Raw genomic sequence first — 24,875 nt, forward strand, 5'->3', positions numbered from 1 at the left:
ACTGGCCGGGTCAGGAACCCCGGTGCCATGCTGAGCGTTGTTCCATCAGCGTGGACTCGCTTAGACTCCGCCGATGCCGCCTTTGTGGGCGGCGCCGACCACCCCCATCCACCAGGCCGCTCACCGCCGCGGTCGTGCGAAGGAAATTCCGTCCCGTGAATATCGTGACCCTCCTCCCCTTCATCGTGCTCATCGGGGCCATGTTCCTGATGACCCGCTCTGCCAAGCGCAAGCAGCAGGCGGCCGCGTCGATGCGTAATGACATGCAGCCCGGCACCGGCGTCCGCACGATCGGGGGCGTGTACGCGACGGTCAAGGAGGTCAACGAGGAGACGGTCCTTCTCGACGCCGGCCCGGGCGTCGAGCTTCTCTTCGCGAAGAACGCGATCGGCGCCGTCCTCAGCGACGACGAGTACAACCGCATCGTCCACGGCGTCGAGCACGACCTGAAGGACGACGCCAACATCGTCCCGGACGACGCCTCCTCCCTCACCGAGACCGACGAGCCCGCCGCCGACTCTTCCGACGACAAGCCCATCGACCTCGGCAAGAAGGACGCGGCCGTCGAGCCGGCCGACGCCACCGAGGAGCCGGCCGAGGCCGCAGAGGCGAAGACGGAAGAAGAGCCGAAGAAGACCGACGGCGACTCCGACGCGAAGTAGTAACGTCCCGGGAGCGCGGCGCGACCCGCTCGTGCCCCGCGCACCCGGGCACGTGCGTCGCTCGCACGGGATCCCGACACCATGTCATGGCCGCAGCCGCGCTGACCCGGCGCCGAGCGGCCCGAGAGGGAGTACGAGAAGGTGGCAGCACCTAAGAGGGGCCGTAGCGCGAGCGCCCAGAGCAAGCCGGGGCGCTCGCTGGCCCTCATCCTGATCGCCATCGTGGCGCTCACCGGTGGCATGTTCGCATCCGGGCACGACACTCCGCGTCTCGGCATCGACCTGGCCGGCGGCACGAGCATCACCCTCCGGGCCGTCCCGGAGAAGGGCCAGGAATCCGCGATCAACAAGACCAACATGGACACCGCGGTCGACATCATGAACCGCCGTGTCAATGGTCTTGGTGTCTCGGAGGCCGAGGTCCAGACGCAGGGCAGCAGGAACATCATCGTCAACATCCCCAAGGGCACGAACTCGGAGGAAGCGCGCCAGCAGGTCGGTACCACGGCCAAGCTGTACTTCCGTCCGGTCCTGGCCACGGAGGCGTCCGCAGGCGCCGCGACGGCGAGCCCCTCGCCGAGCGCGTCCAGCAGTGCGTCCGGCAGCTCATCGAGCTCGGCCAAGCCCAAGGCGACCGGTTCCTCGTCGAGCTCCGCGACCCCGACGGCCACCGCCACCTCTCAGGGCCGCGCCGCCAGCGACGCGCTGAAGGCCGACGCCTCCTCCTCCGCGAGCCCCAGCGCCACCCCGTCGGCGAACAGCTCCAGCGCCGCCAGCGCGGCCGCCACCAAGCTGGAAGCCCAGTACACCGCGCTCGACTGCTCCAAGAAGGCGGTCCAGAACACCGCGGGCAAGGACGCCACCGCCAAGGAAGCGACCGTCGCCTGCGGCAAGGTCTCCGGCGTCTGGTACAAGTACCTGCTCGGTCCCGCCGCCGTGGACGGCACGGACGTCAAGAAGGCGCAGGCCGTCTACAACACGACGACCGCCGCCGGCTGGCAGGTCACCATGGACTTCACGGGGAAGGGTTCCGACAAGTTCGCGTCGATCACCGGCGAGCTGGCGAAGAACACCCAGCCGCAGAACGAGTTCGGCATCGTCCTCGACGGCCAGGTCGTCTCCAGCCCGTACGTCAGCTCGTCCATCACGGGCGGCAACGCGGAGATCTCCGGCAGCTTCACCCAGGAAGAGGCCCAGAGCCTCGCCAACATGCTGTCCTACGGCGCCCTGCCGCTGACCTTCAAGGAGGACAGCGTCACCACGGTGACCGCGGCCCTCGGCGGTGAGCAGCTGCACGCCGGTCTGATCGCGGGCGCGATCGGCCTCGCGCTGGTCGTCATCTACCTGCTGATCTTCTACCGCGGCCTGTCGGTCATCGCGATCCCCTCGCTGCTGGTCTCCGCGATCCTCACGTACGTGATCATGGCGCTGCTCGGCCCGGGCATCGGCTTCGCGCTGAACCTCCCGGCGGTCTGCGGTGCGATCGTCGCGATCGGTATCACCGCGGACTCGTTCATCGTGTTCTTCGAACGCATCCGGGACGAGATCCGCGAGGGCCGCTCGCTGCGTCCCGCCGTCGAGCGGGCCTGGCCGCGCGCCCGGCGCACCATCCTGGTCTCCGACTTCGTGTCGTTCCTCGCCGCCGCGGTGCTGTTCATCGTCACCGTCGGCAAGGTCCAGGGCTTCGCGTTCACCCTCGGCCTGACCACCGTGCTCGACGTCGTCGTCGTCTTCCTCTTCACCAAGCCGCTGATGACGATCCTCGCCCGCCGCAAGTTCTTCTCGAACGGCCACAAGTACTCCGGCCTGGACCCGAAGGCACTCGGCGCCAAGCCGCCCCTGCGCCGCACCCGCCGTCCCTCCGCCCCCGTCGACCCGAAGGAGGCGTGAGATGTCGAAACTCGGCAACCTCGGCGCCCGACTGCACCGTGGCGAGGTCGGGTACGACTTCGTCGGCAATCGCAAGATCTGGTACGGCATCTCGATCCTGATCACCATCACGGCCATCCTCGGCCTGACGGTGCGCGGCCTGAACATGGGCATCGAGTTCCAGGGCGGCGCCGCCTTCACCACGCCGAAGAACATGAGCGCCTCGGTCAGCCAGGCCGAGAAGTACGCCGAGGACGCCTCCGGCCACGACGCGGTCGTCCAGAAGCTCGGCGACGGCAGCCTCCGCATCCAGATCGCGGGCATCGACACCGACAAGTCCGACAGCATCAAGACGAAGCTGGCCAAGGACCTCGGCACCAGCTCCGAGAGCATCGCCGCCGACCTGGTCGGCCCCAGCTGGGGTGACCAGGTCGCCAACAAGGCCTGGGAAGGCCTGGCGATCTTCATGGTGCTGGTCGTGATCTACCTGGCGATCGCCTTCGAGTGGCGCATGGCCCTGGCCGCGCTCGTCGCCCTGATCCACGACATCACCATCACCATCGGGATCTACGCCCTCGTGGGCTTCGAGGTCACGCCCGGCACGGTGATCGGTCTGCTGACCATCCTCGGTTACTCGCTCTACGACACGGTCGTCGTCTTCGACAGCCTCAAGGAGCAGACAAAGGACATCACCAAGCAGACCCGCTGGACCTACAGCGACATCGCCAACCGCTCGATCAACGGCACCCTGGTGCGTTCCATCAACACCACGGTCGTCGCGCTGCTCCCGGTCGCGGCGCTGCTGTTCATCGGCGGCGGCTTCCTCGGCGCGGGTGTCCTCAACGACATCTCGCTGTCGCTGTTCGTCGGCCTCGCGGCCGGTGCGTACTCCTCGATCTTCATCGCCACGCCGCTCGTCGCCGACCTCAAGGAGGCCGAGCCGCAGATGAAGGCGCTCAAGAAGCGCGTCCTCGCCAAGCGCGCTCAGGCCGCCGCGCAGGGCGAGCCGGTCGAGCCCGAGGTCACCGCCCGCTCGGACGACGACTACGACGACGAGCCCGAGGACGCGGCAGCCGTCGTCGGCCCGCGCACCCAGCCGGCGTCCCGCAACCGCGGCCGCGGCCGCCCCTCGGGGAAGCGCCGATGACCGACATCCAGGAGCTGCTGCTCAGCCGTATCCGCGATGTGGCCGACTACCCGGAGCCGGGTGTGGTGTTCAAGGACATCACCCCGCTCCTGGCGGACCCGGCCGCGTTCACGGCGCTCACGGACGCCCTCGCCGAGGTCGTCGTGAGCACCGGCGCCACGAAGGTCGTAGGCCTGGAGGCCCGCGGGTTCATCCTGGGGGCTCCGGTGGCCATCCGCGCGGGCGTCGGCTTCATCCCCGTGCGCAAGGCGGGCAAGCTCCCCGGAGCGACCCTCAGCCAGGCGTACGACCTGGAGTACGGCTCCGCCGAGATCGAGGTGCACGCCGAGGACCTGAGCGCCGGTGACCGCGTCCTGGTCGTCGACGACGTCCTGGCCACCGGCGGCACCGCCGAGGCCTCCCTGCAGCTGATCCGCAGGGCGGGCGCCGAGATCGCGGGCGTCGCCGTCCTCATGGAGCTGGGTTTCCTGAACGGCCGGGCCCGGCTGGAGCCGACCCTGCAAGGAGCTCCTCTGGAGGCGCTGCTCCAGCTCTGAGCGCCGGCGGGAAAAAAGAATCCCGGGACATCCGCAGGACGGCCGCAGGAAGGCCGCAGGAAAGCCCTGGGACACCCGTAGGACACCGCGGAGGCGGGCCCGGAGGAATCCGGTGCCCGCCTCTCGTGTTGCACCGGTAGACGGCCCTCACATCGGGCTGAAGGCGAGCCCGGGGTCCGGGATCGCTACCATGGGCACTCCGGAGCCTGACCGGGGGACCCGGATCGCGCACGAGGAGTCCTCTTGGCAGACGAGGCCCAGCCCCTGACCGCCGCCAAGCCCGAGCCCACCCCGGGCCCCGCGGCGGAGCCCGCCACGAGCGCGAGCGCCGCACCGAGCGAACCCCGCCCGGCGGCGGAGCACGACCGGTCGGCGCCCGCCGACAAGGCGGCCGAGCCCTCGCGCCCCAAGCCCGCCCAGGTCGAGCGCCCCGCTGCCACCCCCGCGCCCCGGCCCACGGCAGGCCAGCCCGCCCGCACCGGCGGCGGCTCCTCCAACCGCGTCCGCGCCCGCCTCGCCCGTCTCGGCGTCCAGCGCTCCAACCCGTACAACCCGGTCCTGGAGCCCCTGCTGCGGATAGTGCGCAGCAACGACCCGAAGATCGAGACGGCCACCCTCCGCCAGGTCGAGAGCGCCTACCAGGTCGCCGAGCGCTGGCACCGCGGCCAGAAGCGCAAGAGCGGCGACCCGTACATCACGCACCCGCTCGCCGTGACGACGATCCTCGCCGAGCTGGGCATGGACCCGGCCACGCTGATGGCGGGCCTGCTGCACGACACCGTCGAGGACACCGAGTACGGCCTCGACCAACTCCGCCGCGACTTCGGCGACTCCGTCGCGCTCCTCGTCGACGGCGTCACCAAGCTCGACAAGGTCAAGTTCGGCGAGGCCGCGCAGGCCGAGACCGTGCGCAAGATGGTCGTGGCCATGGCCAAGGACCCGCGCGTCCTGGTCATCAAGCTCGCCGACCGCCTGCACAACATGCGCACCATGCGCTACCTCAAGCGCGAGAAGCAGGAGAAGAAGGCGCGCGAGACCCTCGAGATCTACGCGCCGCTCGCCCACCGCCTGGGCATGAACACCATCAAGTGGGAACTGGAGGACCTCGCCTTCGCGATCCTCTACCCCAAGATGTACGACGAGATCGTCCGGCTGGTGGCCGAGCGGGCACCGAAGCGTGACGAGTACCTGGCCATAGTGACCGACGAGGTCCAGACCGACCTGCGCGCCGCCCGCATCAAGGCGACCGTCACCGGCCGCCCGAAGCACTACTACAGCGTCTACCAGAAGATGATCGTCCGCGGTCGCGATTTCGCGGAGATCTACGACCTGGTCGGCATCCGCGTCCTCGTGGACACCGTCCGCGACTGCTACGCGGCACTCGGCACCGTGCACGCGCGATGGAACCCGGTCCCCGGCCGGTTCAAGGACTACATCGCGATGCCCAAGTTCAACATGTACCAGTCGCTGCACACGACCGTGATCGGCCCCAACGGCAAGCCCGTTGAGCTGCAGATCCGTACCTTCGACATGCACCGCCGTGCCGAGTACGGCATCGCCGCGCACTGGAAGTACAAGCAGGAGGCCGTCGCCGGTACCTCCAAGGTCCGCGCGGAGACGCCCCGGACCACCGGCAAGGACGACCACCTCAACGACATGGCGTGGCTGCGCCAGTTGCTCGACTGGCAGAAGGAGACCGAGGACCCGGGCGAGTTCCTGGAGTCCCTGCGCTTCGACCTGTCCCGCAACGAGGTCTTCGTCTTCACGCCCAAGGGCGACGTGATAGCGCTGCCCGCGGGCGCCACCCCGGTCGACTTCTCGTACGCGGTGCACACCGAGGTCGGCCACCGGACCATAGGAGCACGGGTCAACGGGCGGCTCGTACCGCTCGAATCCACCCTGGACAACGGCGACCTGGTCGAGGTCTTCACCTCCAAGGCGCCCGGCGCGGGCCCCTCCCGCGACTGGCTCGGCTTCGTGAAGTCGCCGCGCGCCCGCAACAAGATCAGAGCGTGGTTCTCCAAGGAGCGCCGCGACGAGGCGATCGAGCAGGGCAAGGACGCCATCGCCCGCGCGATGCGCAAACAGAACCTGCCGATCCAGCGCATCCTCACCGGCGACTCCCTCGTCACGCTCGCGCACGAGATGCGCTACCCGGACATCTCCTCGCTGTACGCGGCGATCGGCGAGGGCCATGTCGCCGCGCAGAACGTCGTACAGAAACTGGTGCAGGCGCTCGGCGGCGAGGAGGCGGCCACCGAGGAGATCGACGAGAGCGTGCCGCCGGCGCACGGCCGCGGGCGCAAGCGCCGGTCGAACGCCGACCCCGGTGTCGTCGTCAAGGGCGTCGACGACGTGTGGGTCAAACTGGCCCGCTGTTGTACGCCCGTCCCCGGCGACCCCATCATCGGGTTCGTCACCCGGGGCAGCGGCGTATCGGTTCACCGCAGCGACTGCGTCAACGTGGAGTCACTGTCCCGCGAACCCGAACGCATCCTCGAGGTCGAGTGGGCGCCCACCCAGTCCTCGGTCTTCCTGGTCGCCATCCAGGTCGAGGCCCTGGACCGCTCCCGGCTCCTCTCGGACGTCACCCGCGTCCTGTCCGACCAGCACGTCAACATCCTCTCCGCGGCCGTCCAGACCTCCCGCGACCGCGTCGCCACCTCCCGCTTCACCTTCGAGATGGGCGACCCCAAGCACCTGGGCCACGTCCTGAAGGCGGTCAGGGGAGTGGAGGGCGTCTACGACGTGTACCGGGTGACGTCGGCGCGCAACAAGACGTAGGCATACGGCTTCCACGAAGAGGGGCTCCCGTACGTGATGTACGGGAGCCCCTCTTCGTATGCGTGCTGAGTAGGTGTGCGGACGGGTCAGCCGCCGAACTCCTGCAGGCCCTTCAGCGCCTGCTCCAGCAGGGCCTGGCGACCCTCGAGCTCGCGCTGGAGCTTGTCGGCGCGGGAGGTGTTGCCCTGGGCGCGGGCCTGCTCGATCTGGCCCGTGAGCTTGTCCACGGCGGCCTGGAGCTGACCGGTGAGACCCTCGGCACGCGCGCGTGCCTCCGGGTTCGTCCGGCGCCACTCGGCCTCCTCGGACTCCTGGAGGGCCCGCTCGATCGTGTGCATCCGGCCCTCGACCTTCGGGCGGGAGTCACGCGGCACATGGCCGATGGCCTCCCAGCGCTCGTTGATCGAACGGAAGGCCGCGCGGGCCGCCTTCAGATCGGTCACCGGCAGGAGCTTCTCGGCCTCCTCGGCCAGCTCCTCCTTGAGCTTCAGGTTCTCCGTCTGCTCGGCGTCCCGCTCGGCGAAGACCGAGCTGCGGGCGGCGAAGAAGACGTCCTGGGCGCCGCGGAAGCGGTTCCACAGATCGTCCTCGTGCTCGCGCTGGGCGCGGCCCGCCGCCTTCCAGTCGGCCATCAGCTCGCGGTAGCGCGCGGCCGTGGGACCCCAGTCCGTCGAGGCCGACAGACCCTCGGCCTCGGCGACCAGCTTCTCCTTGGTCTTGCGGGCGTCCTCGCGCTGCGCGTCGAGCGACGCGAAGTGCGCCTTGCGGCGCTTGGAGAAGGCCGACCGGGCATGCGAGAAGCGGTGCCACAGCTCGTCGTCCGACTTGCGGTCCAGGCGCGGCAGACCCTTCCAGGTGTCCACCAGCGCCCGCAGCCGCTCACCGGCCGCCCGCCACTGGTCGGACTGCGCCAGCTCCTCCGCCTCGACGACCAGCGCCTCCTTGGAGTGCCGGGCCTCGTCGGACTGCTTGGCGCGCTGCTGCTTGCGCTCCTCGCGGCGCGCCTCGACGGTCTCCACCAGCTTGTCCAGCCGGACGCCCAGCGCCGCCAGGTCGCCCACCGCGTGATGGGCGTCGACCTGCTCGCGCAGATGGTCGACGGCGGCCTGCGCGTCCTTCGCCGACAGATCGGTGGTCTTCACACGCTTCTCGAGGAGGCCGATCTCGACAACCAGGCCTTCGTACTTGCGCTCGAAGTAGGCCAGCGCCTCCTCAGGGGAGCCGGCCTGCCAGGAACCGACGACCTGCTCGCCGTCGGCCGTACGCACGTACACGGTCCCCGTCTCGTCGACGCGGCCCCACGGGTCGCTGCTCACAGCGCCTCCTCCACATGATGCCTGCACAGGGCCTCTGTGCCCCCGGGCATCGTCCACAGTTTCGTCACGGCCAACATAGGCGACCGGCGGGTTGCCTGTCCGCATCCCGCGCGACCGAAATTTGGCTGTTGACGGTCAGGATCGGGTGACGGTCGCCTTGTTGATCACGACCGTCGCGTTCGGTGCGCCGTCGCCCGCGCCCGTGCTCTCACCGGCCGCCGCGATCTTCTGCAGCACCTTCATGCCGGAGGCCGAGATGGTACCGAACGGCGTGTAGCTGGCCGGAAGCTGGCTGTCCTTGTAGACCAGGAAGAACTGGCTGCCGCCGGTGTGCTTCTGACCGGTGTTCGCCATCGCCACCGTGCCCGCCGGGTAGACCCCGCCCTTGAGACTGGTGTCCTTCAGGTTCTCGTCCGGGATCGTGTAGCCGGGGCCGCCGCTGCCCGCGCCCGTGGGGTCGCCGCACTGCAGCACGTAGATGCCGTTGGTGGTGAGGCGGTGGCACTTCGTGTGGTCGAAGAAGCCCTTGCCGGCCAGGAAGCTGAACGAGTTCACGGTGTGCGGCGCGGCCGACGTCTTGAGCGCGATGTCGATGTCACCGCAGGTCGTCGCGAGCTTCATCGTGTACTTGGCCGACTTGTCGATCGTGACCGCCGGCTCCTTCTTCCAGGTCTCGGTCTTGATCTTGCCGGCGGCCGGCTTCGCGCACGGGTCCGGGGCCTTCTTCGTCGCCGAGGCGCTGGGCGTGGGCGTGACGTCCGCGCTCGCGTTCGACTTGTCGTCGTTGCCCTTCATGACATTGGTCGTGTACAGCACGACACTGCCGATCACGATCACGCCGAGCACCGACGCGATCACCGAGTTGCGCATGCGCGCCTTGCGTCGAGCGGACGTACGCCGCTGCTGCTGCCGCAAGAACTTCTCCCGCGCGAGCTGCCGCTTCCGCTGTTCCTGGGTGACCACCGGATTCTCTCCTCATGCGTCTCGTACGCCGACTGGGACGCGTGCGTCTTATGAGCCGACCGCCTGCGTGTGCCCCGTACCGTATATGGGTTCGCTGAGGATTCGGCAGCGCCGGTAGGCTCTGACCACCGAGGCAGGGATCCTTATCCCCTCCCGTATCGACACAACGAAGGACGATCGTGCTCATTGCCGGGTTCCCCGCCGGGGCCTGGGGGACGAACTGTTATCTCGTCGCCCCCGCCGCCGGTGAGGAGTGCGTGATCATCGACCCTGGCCATCAGGCCGCCCAGGGAGTCGAGGAAGCGCTCAGAAAGCATCGGCTCAAGCCCGTCGCGGTCGTCCTCACCCATGGCCACATCGACCATGTGGCCTCGGTCGTCCCGGTGTGCGGCGCGCACGACGTGCCCGCCTGGATCCACCCCGAGGACCGGTTCATGATGAGCGACCCCGAGAAGGCGCTCGGCCGCTCGATCGGGATGCCGCTGATGGGCGAGCTGACCGTGGGGGAGCCGGACGACGTCAAGGAGCTGACCGACGGAGCGCGGCTGGAGCTGGCGGGACTGGAGTTCTCGGTCGCGCACGCGCCGGGCCATACGAAGGGGTCGGTGACCTTCCAGATGCCCGAGAACACGGAGATCCCGTCCGTGTTCTTCTCCGGGGATCTGCTCTTCGCCGGCTCCATCGGACGCACCGACCTGCCCGGCGGCTCCCACGCCGAGATCCTCGACTCGCTGGCCCGCGTGTGCCTGCCGCTCGACGACTCGACCGTGGTGCTGTCCGGCCACGGCCCCCAGACGACCATCGGCCAGGAGCGCGCCACCAACCCGTACCTGCGAGAGGTGGCCGTAGGCCGCCGGGAGCACGGCGCTGATGTGAAGGCTCCCCGACGAGGAATGTGACGAGATTTTCGTGAGCACCTTTCAGGCCCCCAAGGGCACGTACGACCTGATTCCGCCGGAGTCGGCCAAGTACCTCGCCGTGCGCGAGGCCATCGCCACTCCGCTGCGGAACTCCGGCTACGGCTACATCGAGACCCCCGGCTTCGAGAACGTCGAGCTGTTCGCGCGCGGTGTGGGTGAGTCCACCGACATCGTGACCAAGGAGATGTACGCCTTCGAGACCAAAGGCGGCGACCAACTCGCCCTGCGCCCGGAAGGCACGGCTTCCGTACTGCGCGCGGCACTCGAGGCCAACCTGCACAAGCTGGGCAACCTCCCGGTCAAGCTCTGGTACTCCGGCTCGTACTACCGCTACGAGCGCCCCCAGAAGGGCCGTTACCGCCACTTCTCCCAGGTCGGCGCCGAGGCGATCGGTGCCGAGGACCCGGCGCTGGACGCCGAGCTGATCATCCTGGCGGACCAGGCGTACCGCTCCCTGGGGCTGCGGAACTTCCGCATCCTCCTCAACAGCCTGGGCGACAAGGAGTGCCGTCCGGTCTACCGGGAGGCGCTGCAGACCTTCCTCCGGGGCCTCGACCTCGACGAGGAGACCCTGCGCCGCGCGGACATCAACCCGCTCCGCGTCCTCGACGACAAACGCCCCGATGTCCAGAAGCAGTTGGCGGACGCGCCGCTGCTCCGCGACTACCTCTGCGACGCGTGCAAGGCGTACCACGAGGAGGTCCGCGAGCTGATCACGGCCGCGGGTGTCTCCTTCGAGGACGACCCGAAGCTCGTCCGCGGCCTGGACTACTACACCCGTACGACCTTCGAGTTCGTCCACGACGGTCTGGGGTCCCAGTCCGCGGTGGGCGGCGGCGGGCGCTACGACGGCCTCTCCGAGATGATCGGCGGGCCCGCGCTGCCCTCCGTGGGCTGGGCGCTGGGCGTCGACCGTACGGTCCTCGCCCTCGAGGCGGAAGGTGTCGAGCTCCAACTCCCAGCGTCCACCAGTGTGTTCGCCGTCCCCCTCGGCGAGGAGGCCCGCCGGGTGCTCTTCGCCAAGGTCACCGAACTCCGCAAGCTCGGTATCGCGGCGGACTTCTCCTACGGCTCCAAGGGGCTCAAGGGCGCGATGAAGAACGCCAACCGCAGCGGGGCGCGCTACACCATCGTCGCCGGCGAGCGCGACCTCGCCGAGGGCGTCGTCCAGCTCAAGGACATGGAGTCCGGGGAGCAGTCGGCGGTCGGCGTGAACGAGATCGTGGCGGAACTGGAGTCGAAGCTCGGCTGAGGACCGGCTTTTTTCGCCCCCGCCGCCCCTACCGTCCCGTCCCTGGGGGCTGCCGCCCCCAGACCCCCGCATCGGCCCCGAAAGGGCCTCGTCCTCAAACGCCGGACGGGCTGAAGGGGGGCTGAATTTCAGCCTCTCCGGCGTTTGAGGAGCGGGGTCTGGGGCGGAGCCCCAGAAGGATGGGACGGGTAGGGGCGGTGGGGGCGGGAATCCTCAGTCCAGCAACCCGTACCGCATCGCACTCGTCACCGCCGCCGTCCGGTCATCCACCCCCAACTTCCCGAAGACCCGCAGCAGATGGGTCTTCACGGTGGACTCCCCGATGTACAGCCGCCGCCCGATCTCGGCGTTGGTGCACCCCTCCGCCACCAACCGCAACACCGCGACCTCCCGCACGGACAACCGAGGCCGATCGGGCCTGGTCCGCAACTGGTCGACCAGCCGCGCCGCGACGGACGGCGCCAGCACGGTCTCGCCCCGCGCAGCGGCCCGTACCGCGTCGGCGAGTTCACCCCGAGGCAGATCCTTCAGCAGATAACCCGCCGCCCCCGCCTCCACGGCCCGCAGGATGTCCCGGTCGGTCTCGTACGTCGTGAGCACGATGACGCGGCAGGGCAACCCCGCCGCACTCATCCGCACGATGGAGTCGACACCCCCACCCCCCGGCATCCGCAGGTCCATCAGCACGATGTCGGGCCGGAGTTCGGCCGCGAGCGCCTCCGCCTGAGGCCCACTGGACGCGTCGGCGACGACATCGAGATCCGGCTCGGCACTGAGCATGGCGCGCAGGCCCTCCCGTACGACGGGATGGTCGTCGGCCAGGATGATCCGGATCATCGGGGACTCCTTGAGGGCGACACAGGCGACGCAGGCGACGCAGGCGGTACAGATGACACGGGTGCTACGGGTGCTACGGGCGCCGCGGGCGATATCGGCAACCGGACCGTCACCGTCGTCCCCTCGCCCGCCGCACTCCGCACCACCGCCGTCCCACCCACCTCGGCCGCCCGGGTCCGCAGCCCCGCCAGTCCGTAACCGCCGGACACCGCACCGGGATCGAAGCCGCACCCGTCGTCCCGTACGGACACGGTAAGTTGGTCGTCGGCGTACGCCAGCGCGAGGCTCACCGCGACCGAACTCCCCGCGTGCTTGCGGGCGTTGGCGAGCGCCTCCTGGCAGGAGCGCAGGGCCACCACCTCGGGTCCTGCGGGCAACGCGCGTACCGGGCCGGTGACTTGGAAGGCCGCGTCATGGCGGGCGGCGAGCCGGCGCAGGGCGTCGGGGAGGGAGGCGTCCGCGAGGTCGGCCGGGGTGCCGCCGGTGACCAGGGCGCGGGCCTCGGCGAGGTTCTGGCGGGCCGTCTCGTCCATCAGGGCCAAGTGGCGGCGAGCCTGCGGGAGATCGTCGTCCAGCTCCGCCTCCACGGCCTGGACCAGCATCAGCAGGCTGGTGAAGCCCTGGGCGAGGGTGTCGTGGATCTCGCGGGCCATGCGCTCCCGTTCGGCGAGCGCGCCGTGCGCCGAGGAGAGCCGGGAGACCTCGTGGCGGCTGGCGTCCAGTTCGGCTATCAACGCGGCGCGCTCCTGGCTCTGTTCGATGACACGGATGATCCAGGTGCCCAGCGCCATCGAGAAGACGAGGGTGACCACCGCGAAGACCGAGTTGAAGAACACGTCCTGCGCGCTGGGCCACCACAGCAGCGTCCAGCCGATCACGGGCACGATGTTGATGACGGTCACCGCGATCAGCGCCCAGCGCAGCCGCAGCACCATGAAGCAGGGCGGGACGAGCGCGAAGGCCAGCAGCCGGGTCTCGCCGACGAGGACCGCCGAGGGCAGGAACAGCGCCATCTCCGCGACGAGGTAGCCGACCGCCCGGCGCTCGTCCGGCGGGTCGCCCTGGAGGACCGGGCGCCCGATCCGGACGTAGAGCGGGATCAGTGGGACGAGGAGGCCGGCCGCCGTGACGCGCACCGGCCACCCCGGATGGCTCGTGCCGAGCACGAACACCAGGGTGGCCAGCCAGATCAGGGCGAAGTACGTGTCCCAGAGCCGGAAGGAGCGGTCCCAGGTGTACGAGCCCGACGGCCCGTGCGGAGCCTTCATCCGTCGCGCCGGTTCTTCCACCGGAAGGTCAGCAGGCACAGCAGCAATCCTCCGACGCACCACGCCCCGAGCACCAGCGCGATCTTCCCGAACTCCCAACACCCGGCCTGTTCCAGCACCTGCGCCGACGAGGGCAGGAACACCCCGCGCAGCCCCTGGCACATCCACTTCAGCGGGAACAGGGCGCCGATGTTGAGCATCCAGTCCGGGATGGTGTCGATGGAGATGTACACCCCGGAGATGAACTGCAGGACCAGGAAGGGCAGGACGACCACGGAGGTCGCGCTCTTGCCGGACTTCGGGACCGAGCTGATCGCGATGCCGAGCAGCGCGCACGCCGTGAGACCGAGGACGAAGATCCAGCCGAAGTCCAGCCACTTCGTCGCGGACGAGGGCAGGTCCACGTCGTAGAGGGTGGTGCCGACGAGGAGGAGGATCGCGGTCTCCATCAGGCCCGTGACCAGAACCAGCCAGATCTTGCCGAGGAAGTACGCGGCCGGTGGCATCGGGGTGCCGCGCAGCCGGCGCAGCACCTTCTCGTCGCGTTCGATCGCGATCGAGATGCCGAGGGACTGGAAACTCGTCGACATGATGCCGGCGGCCATCATCGCCGGGACGTAGAGCTGGGAGGCGGTCACGCCCGCGCCCCGGACGTCGTCGCTGAAGATCGACGCGAACAGGAAGAGGAAGACGACCGGGAAGGCGAAGGTGAAGACGACCTGGTCGCGCTGGCGGAAGAACTGCTTGAGTTCGAGGCCCCCGCGTCGCAGGCCCAACCCCCAGGCGTTGGGCAGCCGTTGCCCGGAGGCCTTTGCTCCGGTCCGTACGGCGGTCGTGGTCGTGGTCATCGCGCGTCTTCCTGTCCGGTCAGCCGGAGGTAGACGTCCTCCAGGGTGGGCCGGCTCACCAGCAGGCCGGGGATCTCTCCGTCGAAGCGGCGCATGAGTTCGGCTACGACCTTGGTAGGAGTCTCCGTGTGCTCCGCGCGCGGGGTGCCGTCCGGCTCGGTCCACTCGACGGTCGCCCCGGTGCCGTGGCGCTCGCGCAGGGCGGCCGGTTCGCCCTCCGCGACCACACGGCCCTTGGCGACGATCGCCAGGCGGTCGGCGAGGTTCTCCGCCTCCTCCAGGTAGTGCGTGGTGAGGAGGATCGTGGTGCCCTCGTCGGCGAGCTTGCGGATCAGCTCCCAGAACTGGCGCCGGGCGGCCGGGTCGAACCCGGTCGTCGGCTCATCCAGGAGGAGGAGATCGCTGCCGCCTATGACCCCGAGGGCCACGTCGAGACGCCTCCGCTGGCCGCCGGACAGCGCCTTGATACGGCTGTCCGCCTTGGCGTCGAGACCGACCAGTCCGATGACCTCCTCCGGGTCGCGCGGACGCGGGTAGTAGCGGGCGAAATGCCGCACGGTCTCGCCGACCGTCAACTCGGCGGGTGCGGATTCGTCCTGCCAGACGATTCCGACCCGCGAACGCCACGCGCGTGTGCCCGTCGCAGGGTCCGAGCCGAGCACCGAGACCTCGCCGGCGTCCCGGCCGCGGTTGCCCTGGAGGATCTCGACCGTGGTGCTCTTGCCCGCTCCATTGGGTCCGAGCAGGCCGAACACCTCTCCCGTGCGGATCTCCAGGTCGATTCCGTCGACGGCGGTCACGTCCCCGTACTGCTTGCGCAGCCCCCGCACATCCACTGCGAGTTCGTTCGCCTGTTTTGTCATGCCACGAGCATCGTCCGGAATCGAGCGCTCAGGGACGACCGTGCGGCCTTCCTTATGTCCACCGAACGGTGGACACGGGTGTGCGTGCGGCACAATGGCCGTGCCCGAAGAAGGTCCAACTCTCAAGTGACGGATCGGCGTGATGAGCAAGACGACAGTGAAGGACGTCTCCACCGACTCCGAGCCGGAGCACACGGCCGGCGAGCCGCGCACGGTGGGCAGCAGCCGCGCCTTCGCCGTGCTGATGGTGATCACCGGAGCGGCCGGACTGCTCGCCGCCTGGGTCATCACGATCGACAAGTTCAAGATCCTCGAGGGCAAGGTAGCCGGGAAGACCTTCACCCCGAGCTGCAGCATCAACCCGATCGTCTCCTGCGGCAGCGTCATGGAGAGCAAGCAGGCCGCGGCCTTCGGCTTCCCCAACCCGATGCTCGGCCTGGTCTGCTACGGCATCGTCATCTGCGTCGGCATGACCCTGCTGACCCGGGTCAGGTTCCCCCGCTGGTACTGGCTGACCTTCAACTTCGGCACCCTCTTCGGGGTGGGCTTCTGCACCTGGCTGCAGTTCCAGTCGCTGTACCGGATCAACGCGCTGTGCCTGTGGTGCTCGCTGGCCTGGGTCGCCACGATCACGATGTTCTGGTACGTCACGTCGTTCAACATCCGCAACGACTTCCTGAAGGCCCCGCGCCCGGTGAAGAACTTCCTGGGCGAGTTCACCTGGGTCCTCCCGGTCACCCACGTCGGCATCATCGCCATGCTGATCCTGACCCGCTGGGGCACCCAGCTCTGGGCCTGACCCCGGCCCCGACGGCATTGTCAGTGGCGTGACATAGGGTTTTGGACGTGGAGCCCGACCTATTCACCGCCGCCGCGGAAGAACGCCAGGAGAAGGACCCGTCCAGCAGTCCCCTGGCGGTGCGGATGCGCCCGCGCACCCTCGACGAGGTGGTGGGCCAGCAGCACCTGCTGAAGCCGGGCTCGCCCCTGCGCAGACTGGTCGGCGAGGGCGCGGGCGGCCCCGCCGGACCCTCCTCGGTGATCCTCTGGGGCCCGCCCGGCACCGGCAAGACGACCCTCGCTTACGTCGTCTCGAAGGCGACCAACAAGCGGTTCGTGGAGCTGTCCGCCATCACCGCGGGCGTCAAGGAGGTCCGCGCGGTCATCGACGGCGCCCGCCGCGCCACCGGAGGCTTCGGCAAGGAGACCGTCCTCTTCCTGGACGAGATCCACCGCTTCAGCAAGGCCCAGCAGGACTCCCTGCTCCCGGCCGTCGAGAACCGCTGGGTGACCCTGATCGCGGCGACCACGGAGAACCCGTACTTCTCGGTGATCTCCCCCCTCCTGTCCCGCTCCCTCCTCCTCACCCTCGAACCCCTCACGGACGACGACCTGCGCGCCCTGCTCCGCCGCGCCCTGAGCGAGGACCGCGGCCTGAAGAACGCGGTCACCCTCCCCGAGGACAGCGAGAACCACCTGCTGCGCATCGCCGGCGGCGACGCCCGCCGCGCGCTCACCGCCCTGGAGGCCGCCGCAGGAGCCGCCCTCGACAAGGGCGAGCCGGACATCACCCTCCAGACCCTGGAGGAGACCGTCGACCGCGCGGCGGTGAAGTACGACCGCGACGGCGACCAGCACTACGACGTGGCCAGCGCCCTCATCAAGTCCATCCGCGGCTCCGACGTCGACGCGGCCCTGCACTACCTGGCCCGCATGATCGAGGCGGGCGAGGACCCCCGCTTCATCGCCCGCCGCCTGATGATCTCCGCGAGCGAGGACATCGGCCTGGCGGATCCGAACGCGCTGCCGATCGCGGTCGCCGCCGCCCAGGCCGTGGCGATGATCGGCTTCCCGGAGGCCGCGCTCACCCTCAGCCACGCCACCATCGCCCTCGCCCTGGCGCCCAAGTCGAACGCGGCGACCACCGCGATCGGCGCCGCCATGGAGGACGTACGCAAGGGGCACGCGGGCCCGGTGCCCATGCATCTGCGGGACGGGCACTACAAGGGCGCGGCCAAGCTCGGGCACGCGCAGGGGTACGTCTACCCGCACGACCTGCCGGAGGGCATCGCCGAGCAGCAGTACGCCCCGGAGGAGCTGAAGGACCGCGAGTACTACGAGCCGACCCGCCACGGGGCGGAGGCGCGGTACGCGGACGCGGTGGAGTGGACCAGGCAGCACCTTGGTCGTAAGCGGTCCTGAGCACCCTGTAGAATCCCTCGAAGCGCTGTGTCCCGTGCAGTCAGAACGGGACGGTCAGCCGGAGTCAGTCAGGGGACCCAGTTCTCAGACCGGCTCCAGGAGCGTCGCGCACCGTTCGAATGGTGTCGCGGGCAGCCCACCACCACTCGTCGCAAGGCGGGATCGGTCGGTGGGCCACTCGCGTGCTGCACGTATGTGCCCAGTTCAGGGGAGCGGCTGCCCACCAGGTCCCGCAAGGGTCCCGGAGGGTTTCCCCCGGCTGCGGATGCGACCTCTCTCACCACCCTGACAAGCCGATAACCAGGAAAGAGACATCGTGGCGAACCAGTCCCGCCCCAAGGTCAAGAAGTCGCGTGCCCTCGGCATCGCGCTGACCCCGAAGGCCGTCAAGTACTTCGAGGCCCGTCCCTACCCGCCGGGTGAGCACGGTCGTGGCCGCAAGCAGAACTCGGACTACAAGGTCCGTCTGCTGGAGAAGCAGCGTCTGCGCGCGCAGTACGACGTGTCCGAGCGCCAGCTCGTCCGCGCCTACGAGCGTGCCTCCAAGGTCCAGGGCAAGACCGGTGAGGCCCTGATCATCGAGCTGGAGCGTCGTCTCGACGCGCTGGTCCTTCGCTCGGGCATCGCCCGCACGATCTACCAGGCCCGCCAGATGGTCGTCCACGGCCACATCGAGGTCAACGGCCAGAAGGTCGACAAGCCGTCCTTCCGCGTCAAGCCCGACGACGTCGTCATGGTCCGCGAGCGCAGCCGCAGCAAGACCCTGTTCGAGGTCTCCCGCGCCGGTGGCTTCGCCCCCGACGGCGAGACCCCGCGCTACCTCCAGGTGAACCTCGGCGCCCTGGCGTTCCGCCTGGACCGCGAGCCGAACCGCAAGGAGATCCCGGTGATCTGCGACGAGCAGCTCGTCGTCGAGTACTACGCCCGCTGATCACCTCACGGACGTAGCACCAGCTCCACGTCAGCCCGTCGGCTCCCCGCCCTTCCAGGTGGGGGAGGCGGCGGGCTTTCGCATGTCCACGATCGCCGCCGTCCGGCGCGGCGGTACGCGCGGCGACTGCGGGATGCCGGGCGACCGCTGCTGCCCGAGCGCCCGGGCCACGGCCGCCTCCCGGCCGAGCCGCGCACCTTCCCGTACGCACTCGTCGTAGCGCTCGTCGCCGAGGCGTTCCCGGGCCATCGCCTCGCACAGCTCGTGCGGCGCGTTGTAGTACGCCGAGCCGAACAGCGGCAGCCCGACCGAGGGCCACATCCCGGCGGCGGCTCCCTGGAGCAGCGCGGCCTCGGCGGCGTCGCCCTCCGCCACGGTGACGAGGGCCAGCAGTTCGACCGCGAGCACCGAGCCCAGCAGGTCGCGGAAGCCGTGGGCGCTGCCCAGACAGTCCGCCAACAGGTCGCGGGCCAGGACGAGTTCGCCGTCGCTCCAGGCGACGTAGGCCAGGACGTACAGCGCGTAGGCGCGGGTCCAGCGCTCGCCGTGGTCCTCGCAGACCCGGCGGACGTCCTCGCACAGCTTCACCGCGTCCGCCAGGTCGCCCTGGAAGGCGCGGGTCATGGCCAGTTCGACCTGGCCCATCAGGACGTTGCTGTTGAGCTCGCCGATCTGCTGGTAGCGGTCCAGGGCCGAGCGCAGCAGGGTCTCCGCGCGCGCCATGTCGTCGGTGACCAGGGCGAGGCAGCCGGTGCGGTGTTCGGCGTAGGCCACCGCCGTGGGGTTCGCGGCGTGGTCGGCCTCCTCGCGGCACTCCTGGAGGGCGGCCAGCGCGGGCACGGTGTCGCCCTGGAGGATCGCCACATAGCCGAGCACCCAGAGGGCCTTCAGCCGTGACTGGTCGTTGGCCGTGTCCTCCGCGTCCAGCTGCACCGCCTGCTCCAGCCAGTGCCGGCCCTCCGCGAGGCGTCCGCAGCCCGCCCAGTAGAACCAGAGGGAGCCCGCGAGGTACTGGCCCAGGTGCGTCTCGTCCGGCTCGGTCAGGCAGTACTCCAGGGCCGCGCGCAGATTCGGCAGCTCCGCCTCGACGCGCGCGGCGACCTCGCCCTGGCGCGGCGAGAACCAGTCCAGCTCGCACCAGGTGGCCAGGCCCAGGTACCAGTCGCGGTGTCTGCGCCGCAGCCGGGGCGCGTCCCCGGTCGCCTCCAGCCAGTCGGCGCCGTAGGCCCGGATCGTGTCGAGCATGCGGTAGCGGACGCCCGTCGGTGTCTCGTCGCGGACCACCACGGACTGGGCGAGGAGCTCGGAGAGCACGTCGAGGACGCCGTCCGAGGTCAGGCCGTCGCCGCCGCACACGTACTCGGCGGCCTCCAGGTCGAAGCGCCCGGCGAACACCGAGAGGCGTGCCCACAGCAGCCGTTCCTCGGGCGTGCACAGCTCGTGGCTCCAGCCGATCGCCGTGCGCAACGCCTGGTGCCGGGGCAGCGCGTCCCGGCGCCCGCCGGCCAGCAGCCGGAACCGGTCGTCGAACCGCGCGAGCAGCTCCCCGGGTGTCAGCGCCCGCAGCCGCCCCGCCGCCAGCTCGACCGCAAGGGGAATCCCGTCGAGCCGCCTGCACAGTTCCCGTACGCCCGGCTCGTCCCCGAGGACCACGCCCTGCTGCGCGGCCCGGTCGGCGAACAGCTCCAGCGCCTCGTCCTCGCCGAGCGGCGCCACCGCGACGATCCGTTCACCGGCCAGTTCCAGCGGCCGCCGCCCCACCGCGAGCACCCGCAGCCCCGGCACCCGCCCGAGCAACTCGGCCACCAGCTCGGCACACACCTCCACCAGGTGCTCGAACCCGTCCAGCACCAACAGGAGTTGACGGTCCGCCAGATGCCCGAGCAGCGCCTCACGCGGCAGCCGCGCGGTGTGGTCCGTCAGCCCCAGCGCCTCCACGACCGCGAAGTCCACGAGTTCCGGGTCGCGCACCGGTGCCAGCTCCACCCGCCAGACGCCGTCCGGGGGAGCGGACCGGGCTGCCGCGTGGGCCGCGAGCCGGGACTTGCCGACCCCGCCCGGCCCGGTCACCGTGACCAGGCGCGAGGCGTCGAGCGCCCGTGCCAGTTCGGTGAGTTCGGCCGAGCGGCCCACGAACCGGTCGGGTTCGAGGGGCAGATTGCCGTCCGCGGTGGCGTCGCCGCCCTGGGAAGCTCGCATGGAACACGGAGCGTACTGAACCGTGTTCAGTCCGTACAATCGCTTCGCTCAACTCCGGTGTGCGCGGGGCGGTAATGCGGTACGGAGCGCCGCCCCCGGCGCGATAGGCTCGGCAGCGGTTATCCACAGGTGTTCACGGGGCGTCGCCTCCGGCGCGATAGGCTCGGGACGAGTCATCAACAGGTGTTTATGAGAGCGGGTGTCAGGTGTCCGGTGGAGAGGTGGCCGGGATCCTGGTGGCCGTCTTCTGGGCGATCCTGGTCTCCTTCCTCGCCGTCGCACTGGTGAGGGTGGCCCAGACGCTCAAGGCGACCACCAAGCTGGTCGCGGACGTGACCGATCAGGCGGTGCCGCTGCTGGCGGACGCCTCCGCGGCGGTGCGCTCCGCGCAGACCCAGATCGACCGGGTCGACGCGATCGCCACCGACGTCCAGGAGGTCACGTCGAACGCCTCCGCACTGTCCACCACCGTCGCCTCCACCTTCGGCGGCCCGCTCGTCAAGGTCGCGGCCTTCGGCTACGGCGTCCGCCGGGCCCTGGGCGGCCGTCGCGAGGACGTCCCCGCACCCGCCGGCACCTCCCGGCGCACGGTGATCGTGGGCCGTACCGTCCCGGCCGGACGGCGGGGCAAGCGCACCCGGAAGAAGGACTGACCGAGCGATGTTCCGCCGTACGTTCTGGTTCGGCACGGGCGTAGCCGCCGGTGTCTGGGCGACCACCAAGGTCAATCGCAAGCTGAAGCAGCTGACCCCCGAGCACCTCGCCGTCTCCGCGGCCAACAAGGCGCTCGAAGCGGGCCACAAGCTCAAGGACAGCGCGGTCCACTTCGCGCTCGACGTCCGCGCGGGCATGGCCCAGCGCGAGGCCGAACTCGGCGACGCACTGGGGATCAACGCCCCGGTCGACCCCGAACTCCCCGCCGCCCGGCGGTACCCCGCGATCGAGAACCGCACTGACCCGAAGTCCGTCGACAGGACGACGTACTCGTACAACCGGAATGAGGACCACTGATGGAGTCGGCTGAAATCCGCCGCCGCTGGCTGAGCTTCTACGAGGAGCGCGGCCACACCGTCGTCCCCTCGGCGTCGCTCATCGCGGACGACCCGACTCTGCTCCTGGTCCCCGCCGGCATGGTCCCCTTCAAGCCGTACTTCCTCGGTGAGGTCAAGCCGCCGTGGCCGCGCGCCACCAGCGTGCAGAAGTGCGTGCGCACGCCGGACATCGAAGAGGTCGGCAAGACCACCCGCCACGGCACGTTCTTCCAGATGTGCGGCAACTTCTCGTTCGGCGACTACTTCAAGGAAGGCGCGATCACCTACGCCTGGGAGCTGCTCACCTCGCCCCAGGACAAGGGTGGTTACGGCCTCGACCCCGAGCGCCTGTGGATCACCGTCTACCTCGACGACGACGAGGCCGAGACGATCTGGCGCGACAAGATCGGTGTCCCCTCCGAGCGCATCCAGCGCCTCGGCAAGAAGGACAACTACTGGTCGATGGGCGTCCCGGGTCCCTGCGGCCCGTGCTCCGAGATCAACTACGACCGCGGCCCCGAGTTCGGCGTCGAGGGCGGCCCGGCCGTCAACGACGAGCGGTACGTGGAGATCTGGAACCTCGTCTTCATGCAGTACGAGCGCGGCGAGGGCATCGGCAAGGAGGACTTCGAGATCCTCGGCGAGCTGCCCAGCAAGAACATCGACACGGGCCTCGGCCTCGAGCGCCTCGCGATGATCCTGCAGGGCGTGCAGAACATGTACGAGATCGACACCTCGATGGCCGTCATCAAGAAGGCCACCGAGCTGACCGGCGTCGAGTACGGCGATTCGCACGAGTCCGACGTCTCCCTGCGCGTGGTCACCGACCACATGCGCACGTCCGTGATGCTCATCGGCGACGGCGTGACCCCCGGCAACGAGGGCCGTGGTTACGTCCTGCGCCGCATCATGCGCCGCGCCATCCGCAACATGCGCCTGCTCGGTGCCACGGGTCTGGTCGTCAAGGACCTCATCGACACGGTCATCGCGATGATGGGCCAGCAGTACCCCGAGCTCGTCACCGACCGCCAGCGCATCGAGACCGTCGCCCTCGCCGAGGAGGCCGCCTTCGTCAAGACGCTGAAGGCCGGCACCAACATCCTCGACAACGCGATCGCCGACACCAAGCAGTCGGGCGGCAAGGTCCTCGCCGGCGACAAGGCGTTCCTGCTCCACGACACCTGGGGCTTCCCGATCGACCTCACCCTCGAAATGGCCGCCGAACAGGGCCTGTCCGTGGACGAGGACGGCTTCCGCCGCCTGATGAAGCAGCAGCGCGACCAGGCCAAGGCCGACGCGCAGGCCAAGAAGACCGGCCACGCGGGCGTGGGTGCCTACCGCGAGATCGCCGACAAGGCCGGCGAGACCGACTTCATCGGCTACTCGGACACCCAGGGCGAGTCCACCATCGTCGGCATCCTCGTCGACGGCGTCTCCTCCCCGGCCGCGACCGAGGGCGACGAGGTCGAGATCGTCCTCGACCGCACCCCCTTCTACGCCGAGGGCGGCGGCCAGATCGGCGACACCGGCCGCATCAAGGTCGAGTCCGGTGCCGTCATCGAGGTCCGCGACTGCCAGAAGCCGGTCCCCGGGGTCTACGTCCACAAGGGCGTCGTCCAGTTCGGCGAGGTCACCGTCGGCGCCAAGGCCGAGGCCGCGATCGACATCCGCCGCCGTACCGCCATCGCCCGCGCGCACTCCGCCACCCACCTCACTCACCAGGCGCTGCGTGACGCCCTCGGTCCGACGGCCGCGCAGGCCGGTTCCGAGAACCAGCCGGGCCGTTTCCGCTTCGACTTCGGATCGCCCTCCGCGGTTCCCACCGCCGTGATGACCGACGTCGAGCAGAAGATCAACGAGGTGCTCGCCCGCGACCTGGACGTGCACGCCGAGATCCTCAGCCTCGACGAGGCCAAGAAGCAGGGCGCCATCGCCGAGTTCGGCGAGAAGTACGGCGAGCGGGTCCGCGTCGTCACCATCGGCGACTTCTCCAAGGAGCTGTGCGGCGGCACCCACGTCCACAACACCTCCCAGCTCGGCCTGGTCAAGCTGCTCGGCGAGTCGTCGATCGGCTCCGGAGTGCGCCGTATCGAAGCGCTCGTCGGTGTCGACGCCTACAACTTCCTCGCCCGGGAGCACACGGTCGTCGCCCAGCTCCAGGAGCTGATCAAGGGGCGCCCGGAGGAGCTGCCGGAGAAGGTCTCCGCGATGCTCGGCAAGCTGAAGGACGCCGAGAAGGAGATCGAGAAGTTCCGCGCCGAGAAGGTGCTCCAGGCCGCGGCCGGTCTCGTCGAGTCCGCCAAGGACGTGCACGGCATCGCGATCGTCACCGGCCAGGTCCCGGACGGCACCAGCGCCGACGACCTGCGCAAGCTGGTCCTCGACGTGCGCGGCCGGATCCAGGGCGGACGCGCCGCCGTCGTAGCCCTCTTCACGGTCAACAACGGCAAGCCGCTGACGGTCATCGCCACCAACGAGGCCGCCCGCGAGCGCGGTCTCAAGGCCGGCGACCTGGTCCGCGCGGCCGCCAAGACCCTCGGCGGCGGCGGTGGCGGCAAGCCGGACGTGGCCCAGGGCGGTGGCCAGAACCCGGCCGCCGTCGGTGAGGCCGTCGACGCCGTCGAGCGCCTCGTCGCCGACACGGCCAAGTAAGAAACGGCCGCGAACATGCGAAGAGGACGTCGACTCGCGATCGACGTCGGGGATGCCCGGATCGGGGTCGCCTCGTGCGACCCCGACGGGATCCTCGCGACTCCCGTCGAGACGGTCCCCGGCCGCGACATCCCGGCGGCGCACCGCCGGCTGAAGCAACTCGCCGAGGAGTACGAACCGATCGAAGTCGTCGTCGGCCTCCCTCGCTCCCTCAAGGGGGGCGAGGGCCCGGCCGCCGTCAAGGTCAGGGCCTTCGCGCAGGAGCTGGCCAAGGGCATCGCACCGGTACCGGTCAGGTTGTTGGACGAACGGATGACCACGGTGACGGCCAGTCAGGGACTGCGCGCCTCGGGGGTGAAGTCGAAGAAGGGCCGATCGGTCATCGATCAAGCGGCAGCTGTCATCATTCTGCAGCAGGCCTTGGAATCCGAACGGGTGTCAGGTAAAGCACCCGGCGAGGGCGTCGAAGTGGTCATCTGATCGCGATACGGTAACGTTCCGCGCGATGCGATGGTGTTCGAACAGCCATGGCACAGCAAGAGGCGGGACGGGAGCCGGAGCCGCAAGCGCCGCGACCGCCGCCTCGCGGCTCTAG

21 protein-coding genes are annotated in these 24,875 nt (G+C 69.7%); 14 read left to right on the forward strand and 7 right to left on the reverse strand.

All coding sequences use genetic code 11. The annotated features are described in order from the left end of the window. Positions 1 to 155 precede the first annotated feature (155 nt). The 5 genes from yajC (at position 156) to OHT77_RS36370 (ending at position 6,998) form a co-directional block, all read left to right on the forward strand. Complete coding sequence (yajC, locus tag OHT77_RS36350; RefSeq protein WP_328832606.1) at positions 156 to 662, forward strand: preprotein translocase subunit YajC; 507 nt, start codon at positions 156 to 158, stop codon at positions 660 to 662. 141 nt (positions 663 to 803) lie between these two features. Continuing rightward, entirely contained in the window at positions 804 to 2,552 is a 1,749-nt protein-coding gene (gene secD / locus OHT77_RS36355) for a protein translocase subunit SecD (protein WP_328832607.1), read from the forward strand. Position 2,553: 1 nt separating this feature from the next. Beyond that, the gene (gene secF / locus OHT77_RS36360; RefSeq protein WP_328832608.1) at positions 2,554 to 3,678 is read left to right on the forward strand and encodes a protein translocase subunit SecF; all 1,125 of its coding nucleotides are present in this window, start codon (positions 2,554 to 2,556) and stop codon (positions 3,676 to 3,678) included. Then, positions 3,675 to 4,214: an adenine phosphoribosyltransferase gene (locus OHT77_RS36365; RefSeq protein WP_266766971.1), complete on the forward strand. Its 540-nt coding sequence runs from the start codon at positions 3,675 to 3,677 to the stop codon at positions 4,212 to 4,214. The genes secF and OHT77_RS36365 overlap by 4 nt, the downstream gene beginning before the upstream one ends. A 243-nt stretch (positions 4,215 to 4,457) precedes the next feature. Next, entirely contained in the window at positions 4,458 to 6,998 is a 2,541-nt protein-coding gene (locus OHT77_RS36370) for a RelA/SpoT family protein (protein WP_328832609.1), read from the forward strand. Positions 6,999 to 7,084: 86 nt separating this feature from the next. Here OHT77_RS36370 and OHT77_RS36375 read toward each other — a convergent pair whose 3' ends face one another. Together OHT77_RS36375 and OHT77_RS36380 are read right to left on the reverse strand one after the other, a co-directional pair. Beyond that, positions 7,085 to 8,314: a DUF349 domain-containing protein gene (locus OHT77_RS36375; RefSeq protein WP_328832610.1), complete on the reverse strand. Its 1,230-nt coding sequence runs from the start codon at positions 8,312 to 8,314 to the stop codon at positions 7,085 to 7,087. 135 nt (positions 8,315 to 8,449) lie between these two features. Beyond that, positions 8,450 to 9,277 (reverse strand): peptidylprolyl isomerase, encoded by an 828-nt coding sequence (locus tag OHT77_RS36380; protein WP_328832611.1) that lies wholly within the window; start codon positions 9,275 to 9,277, stop codon positions 8,450 to 8,452. A 179-nt stretch (positions 9,278 to 9,456) separates the two neighbouring features. Between OHT77_RS36380 and OHT77_RS36385 the strand changes: the two genes are divergently transcribed. Continuing rightward, positions 9,457 to 10,176 (forward strand): MBL fold metallo-hydrolase, encoded by a 720-nt coding sequence (locus OHT77_RS36385; RefSeq protein WP_328832612.1) that lies wholly within the window; start codon positions 9,457 to 9,459, stop codon positions 10,174 to 10,176. Positions 10,177 to 10,186: 10 nt separating this feature from the next. Continuing rightward, positions 10,187 to 11,449 (forward strand): histidine--tRNA ligase, encoded by a 1,263-nt coding sequence (gene hisS / locus OHT77_RS36390; RefSeq protein WP_328832613.1) that lies wholly within the window; start codon positions 10,187 to 10,189, stop codon positions 11,447 to 11,449. Positions 11,450 to 11,662: 213 nt separating this feature from the next. Here the strand turns inward: hisS and OHT77_RS36395 are convergent, their stop codons facing one another. From OHT77_RS36395 to OHT77_RS36410, 4 genes are read right to left on the reverse strand one after another with little or no spacing between them, the layout of a single operon-like run. Further along, entirely contained in the window at positions 11,663 to 12,286 is a 624-nt protein-coding gene (locus OHT77_RS36395; RefSeq protein WP_328832614.1) for a response regulator transcription factor, read from the reverse strand. Further along, positions 12,283 to 13,554 carry a sensor histidine kinase gene (locus OHT77_RS36400; protein WP_328832615.1) on the reverse strand — a complete coding sequence of 424 codons (1,272 nt, stop codon included), beginning with the start codon at positions 13,552 to 13,554 and terminating at the stop codon, positions 12,283 to 12,285. The genes OHT77_RS36395 and OHT77_RS36400 overlap by 4 nt, the downstream gene beginning before the upstream one ends. Then, a complete protein-coding gene (locus OHT77_RS36405) occupies positions 13,551 to 14,402 on the reverse strand; it encodes an ABC transporter permease (RefSeq protein WP_328832616.1) in 852 nt (283 codons plus the stop codon). Before OHT77_RS36405 ends, OHT77_RS36400 begins: the two co-directional genes overlap by 4 nt. After that, the gene (locus OHT77_RS36410; RefSeq protein ID WP_328832617.1) at positions 14,399 to 15,265 is read right to left on the reverse strand and encodes an ABC transporter ATP-binding protein; all 867 of its coding nucleotides are present in this window, start codon (positions 15,263 to 15,265) and stop codon (positions 14,399 to 14,401) included. Before OHT77_RS36410 ends, OHT77_RS36405 begins: the two co-directional genes overlap by 4 nt. A gap of 142 nt (positions 15,266 to 15,407) precedes the next feature. Here OHT77_RS36410 and OHT77_RS36415 point away from each other — a divergent pair, with 142 nt between their 5' ends. The 3 genes from OHT77_RS36415 (at position 15,408) to rpsD (ending at position 18,398) form a co-directional block, all read left to right on the forward strand. Continuing rightward, positions 15,408 to 16,064, forward strand: a complete 657-nt coding sequence (locus tag OHT77_RS36415; protein ID WP_328832618.1) for a vitamin K epoxide reductase family protein — start codon at positions 15,408 to 15,410, stop codon at positions 16,062 to 16,064. Positions 16,065 to 16,111: 47 nt separating this feature from the next. Continuing rightward, positions 16,112 to 17,467, forward strand: coding sequence for a replication-associated recombination protein A (locus OHT77_RS36420; protein WP_266766961.1), 1,356 nt, complete (start codon positions 16,112 to 16,114; stop codon positions 17,465 to 17,467). Between the two features lie 316 nt (positions 17,468 to 17,783). Further along, on the forward strand, positions 17,784 to 18,398 hold the full coding sequence (gene rpsD, locus OHT77_RS36425; RefSeq protein WP_019066381.1) for a 30S ribosomal protein S4: 615 nt from the start codon (positions 17,784 to 17,786) through the stop codon (positions 18,396 to 18,398). Between the two features lie 30 nt (positions 18,399 to 18,428). On the opposite strand, the gene OHT77_RS36430 is transcribed toward rpsD, so the two are convergent. Beyond that, a complete protein-coding gene (locus tag OHT77_RS36430) occupies positions 18,429 to 20,597 on the reverse strand; it encodes an ATP-binding protein (protein WP_328832619.1) in 2,169 nt (722 codons plus the stop codon). A gap of 206 nt (positions 20,598 to 20,803) precedes the next feature. Here OHT77_RS36430 and OHT77_RS36435 point away from each other — a divergent pair, with 206 nt between their 5' ends. From OHT77_RS36435 to ruvX, 4 genes are read left to right on the forward strand one after another with little or no spacing between them, the layout of a single operon-like run. Beyond that, on the forward strand, positions 20,804 to 21,250 hold the full coding sequence (locus OHT77_RS36435) for a DUF948 domain-containing protein (RefSeq protein WP_266766959.1): 447 nt from the start codon (positions 20,804 to 20,806) through the stop codon (positions 21,248 to 21,250). A gap of 7 nt (positions 21,251 to 21,257) precedes the next feature. Further along, positions 21,258 to 21,608, forward strand: coding sequence for a hypothetical protein (locus OHT77_RS36440; RefSeq protein WP_266766958.1), 351 nt, complete (start codon positions 21,258 to 21,260; stop codon positions 21,606 to 21,608). Further along, positions 21,608 to 24,280 (forward strand): alanine--tRNA ligase, encoded by a 2,673-nt coding sequence (gene alaS / locus OHT77_RS36445; RefSeq protein WP_328832620.1) that lies wholly within the window; start codon positions 21,608 to 21,610, stop codon positions 24,278 to 24,280. The genes OHT77_RS36440 and alaS overlap by 1 nt, the downstream gene beginning before the upstream one ends. A gap of 15 nt (positions 24,281 to 24,295) precedes the next feature. Next, positions 24,296 to 24,760 (forward strand): Holliday junction resolvase RuvX, encoded by a 465-nt coding sequence (gene ruvX, locus OHT77_RS36450; protein ID WP_019059754.1) that lies wholly within the window; start codon positions 24,296 to 24,298, stop codon positions 24,758 to 24,760. Positions 24,761 to 24,875 lie beyond the last annotated feature (115 nt).

Origin of the sequence: Streptomyces sp. NBC_00252, assembly GCF_036187565.1 — a bacterium.
Taxonomy (GTDB): domain Bacteria; phylum Actinomycetota; class Actinomycetes; order Streptomycetales; family Streptomycetaceae; genus Streptomyces.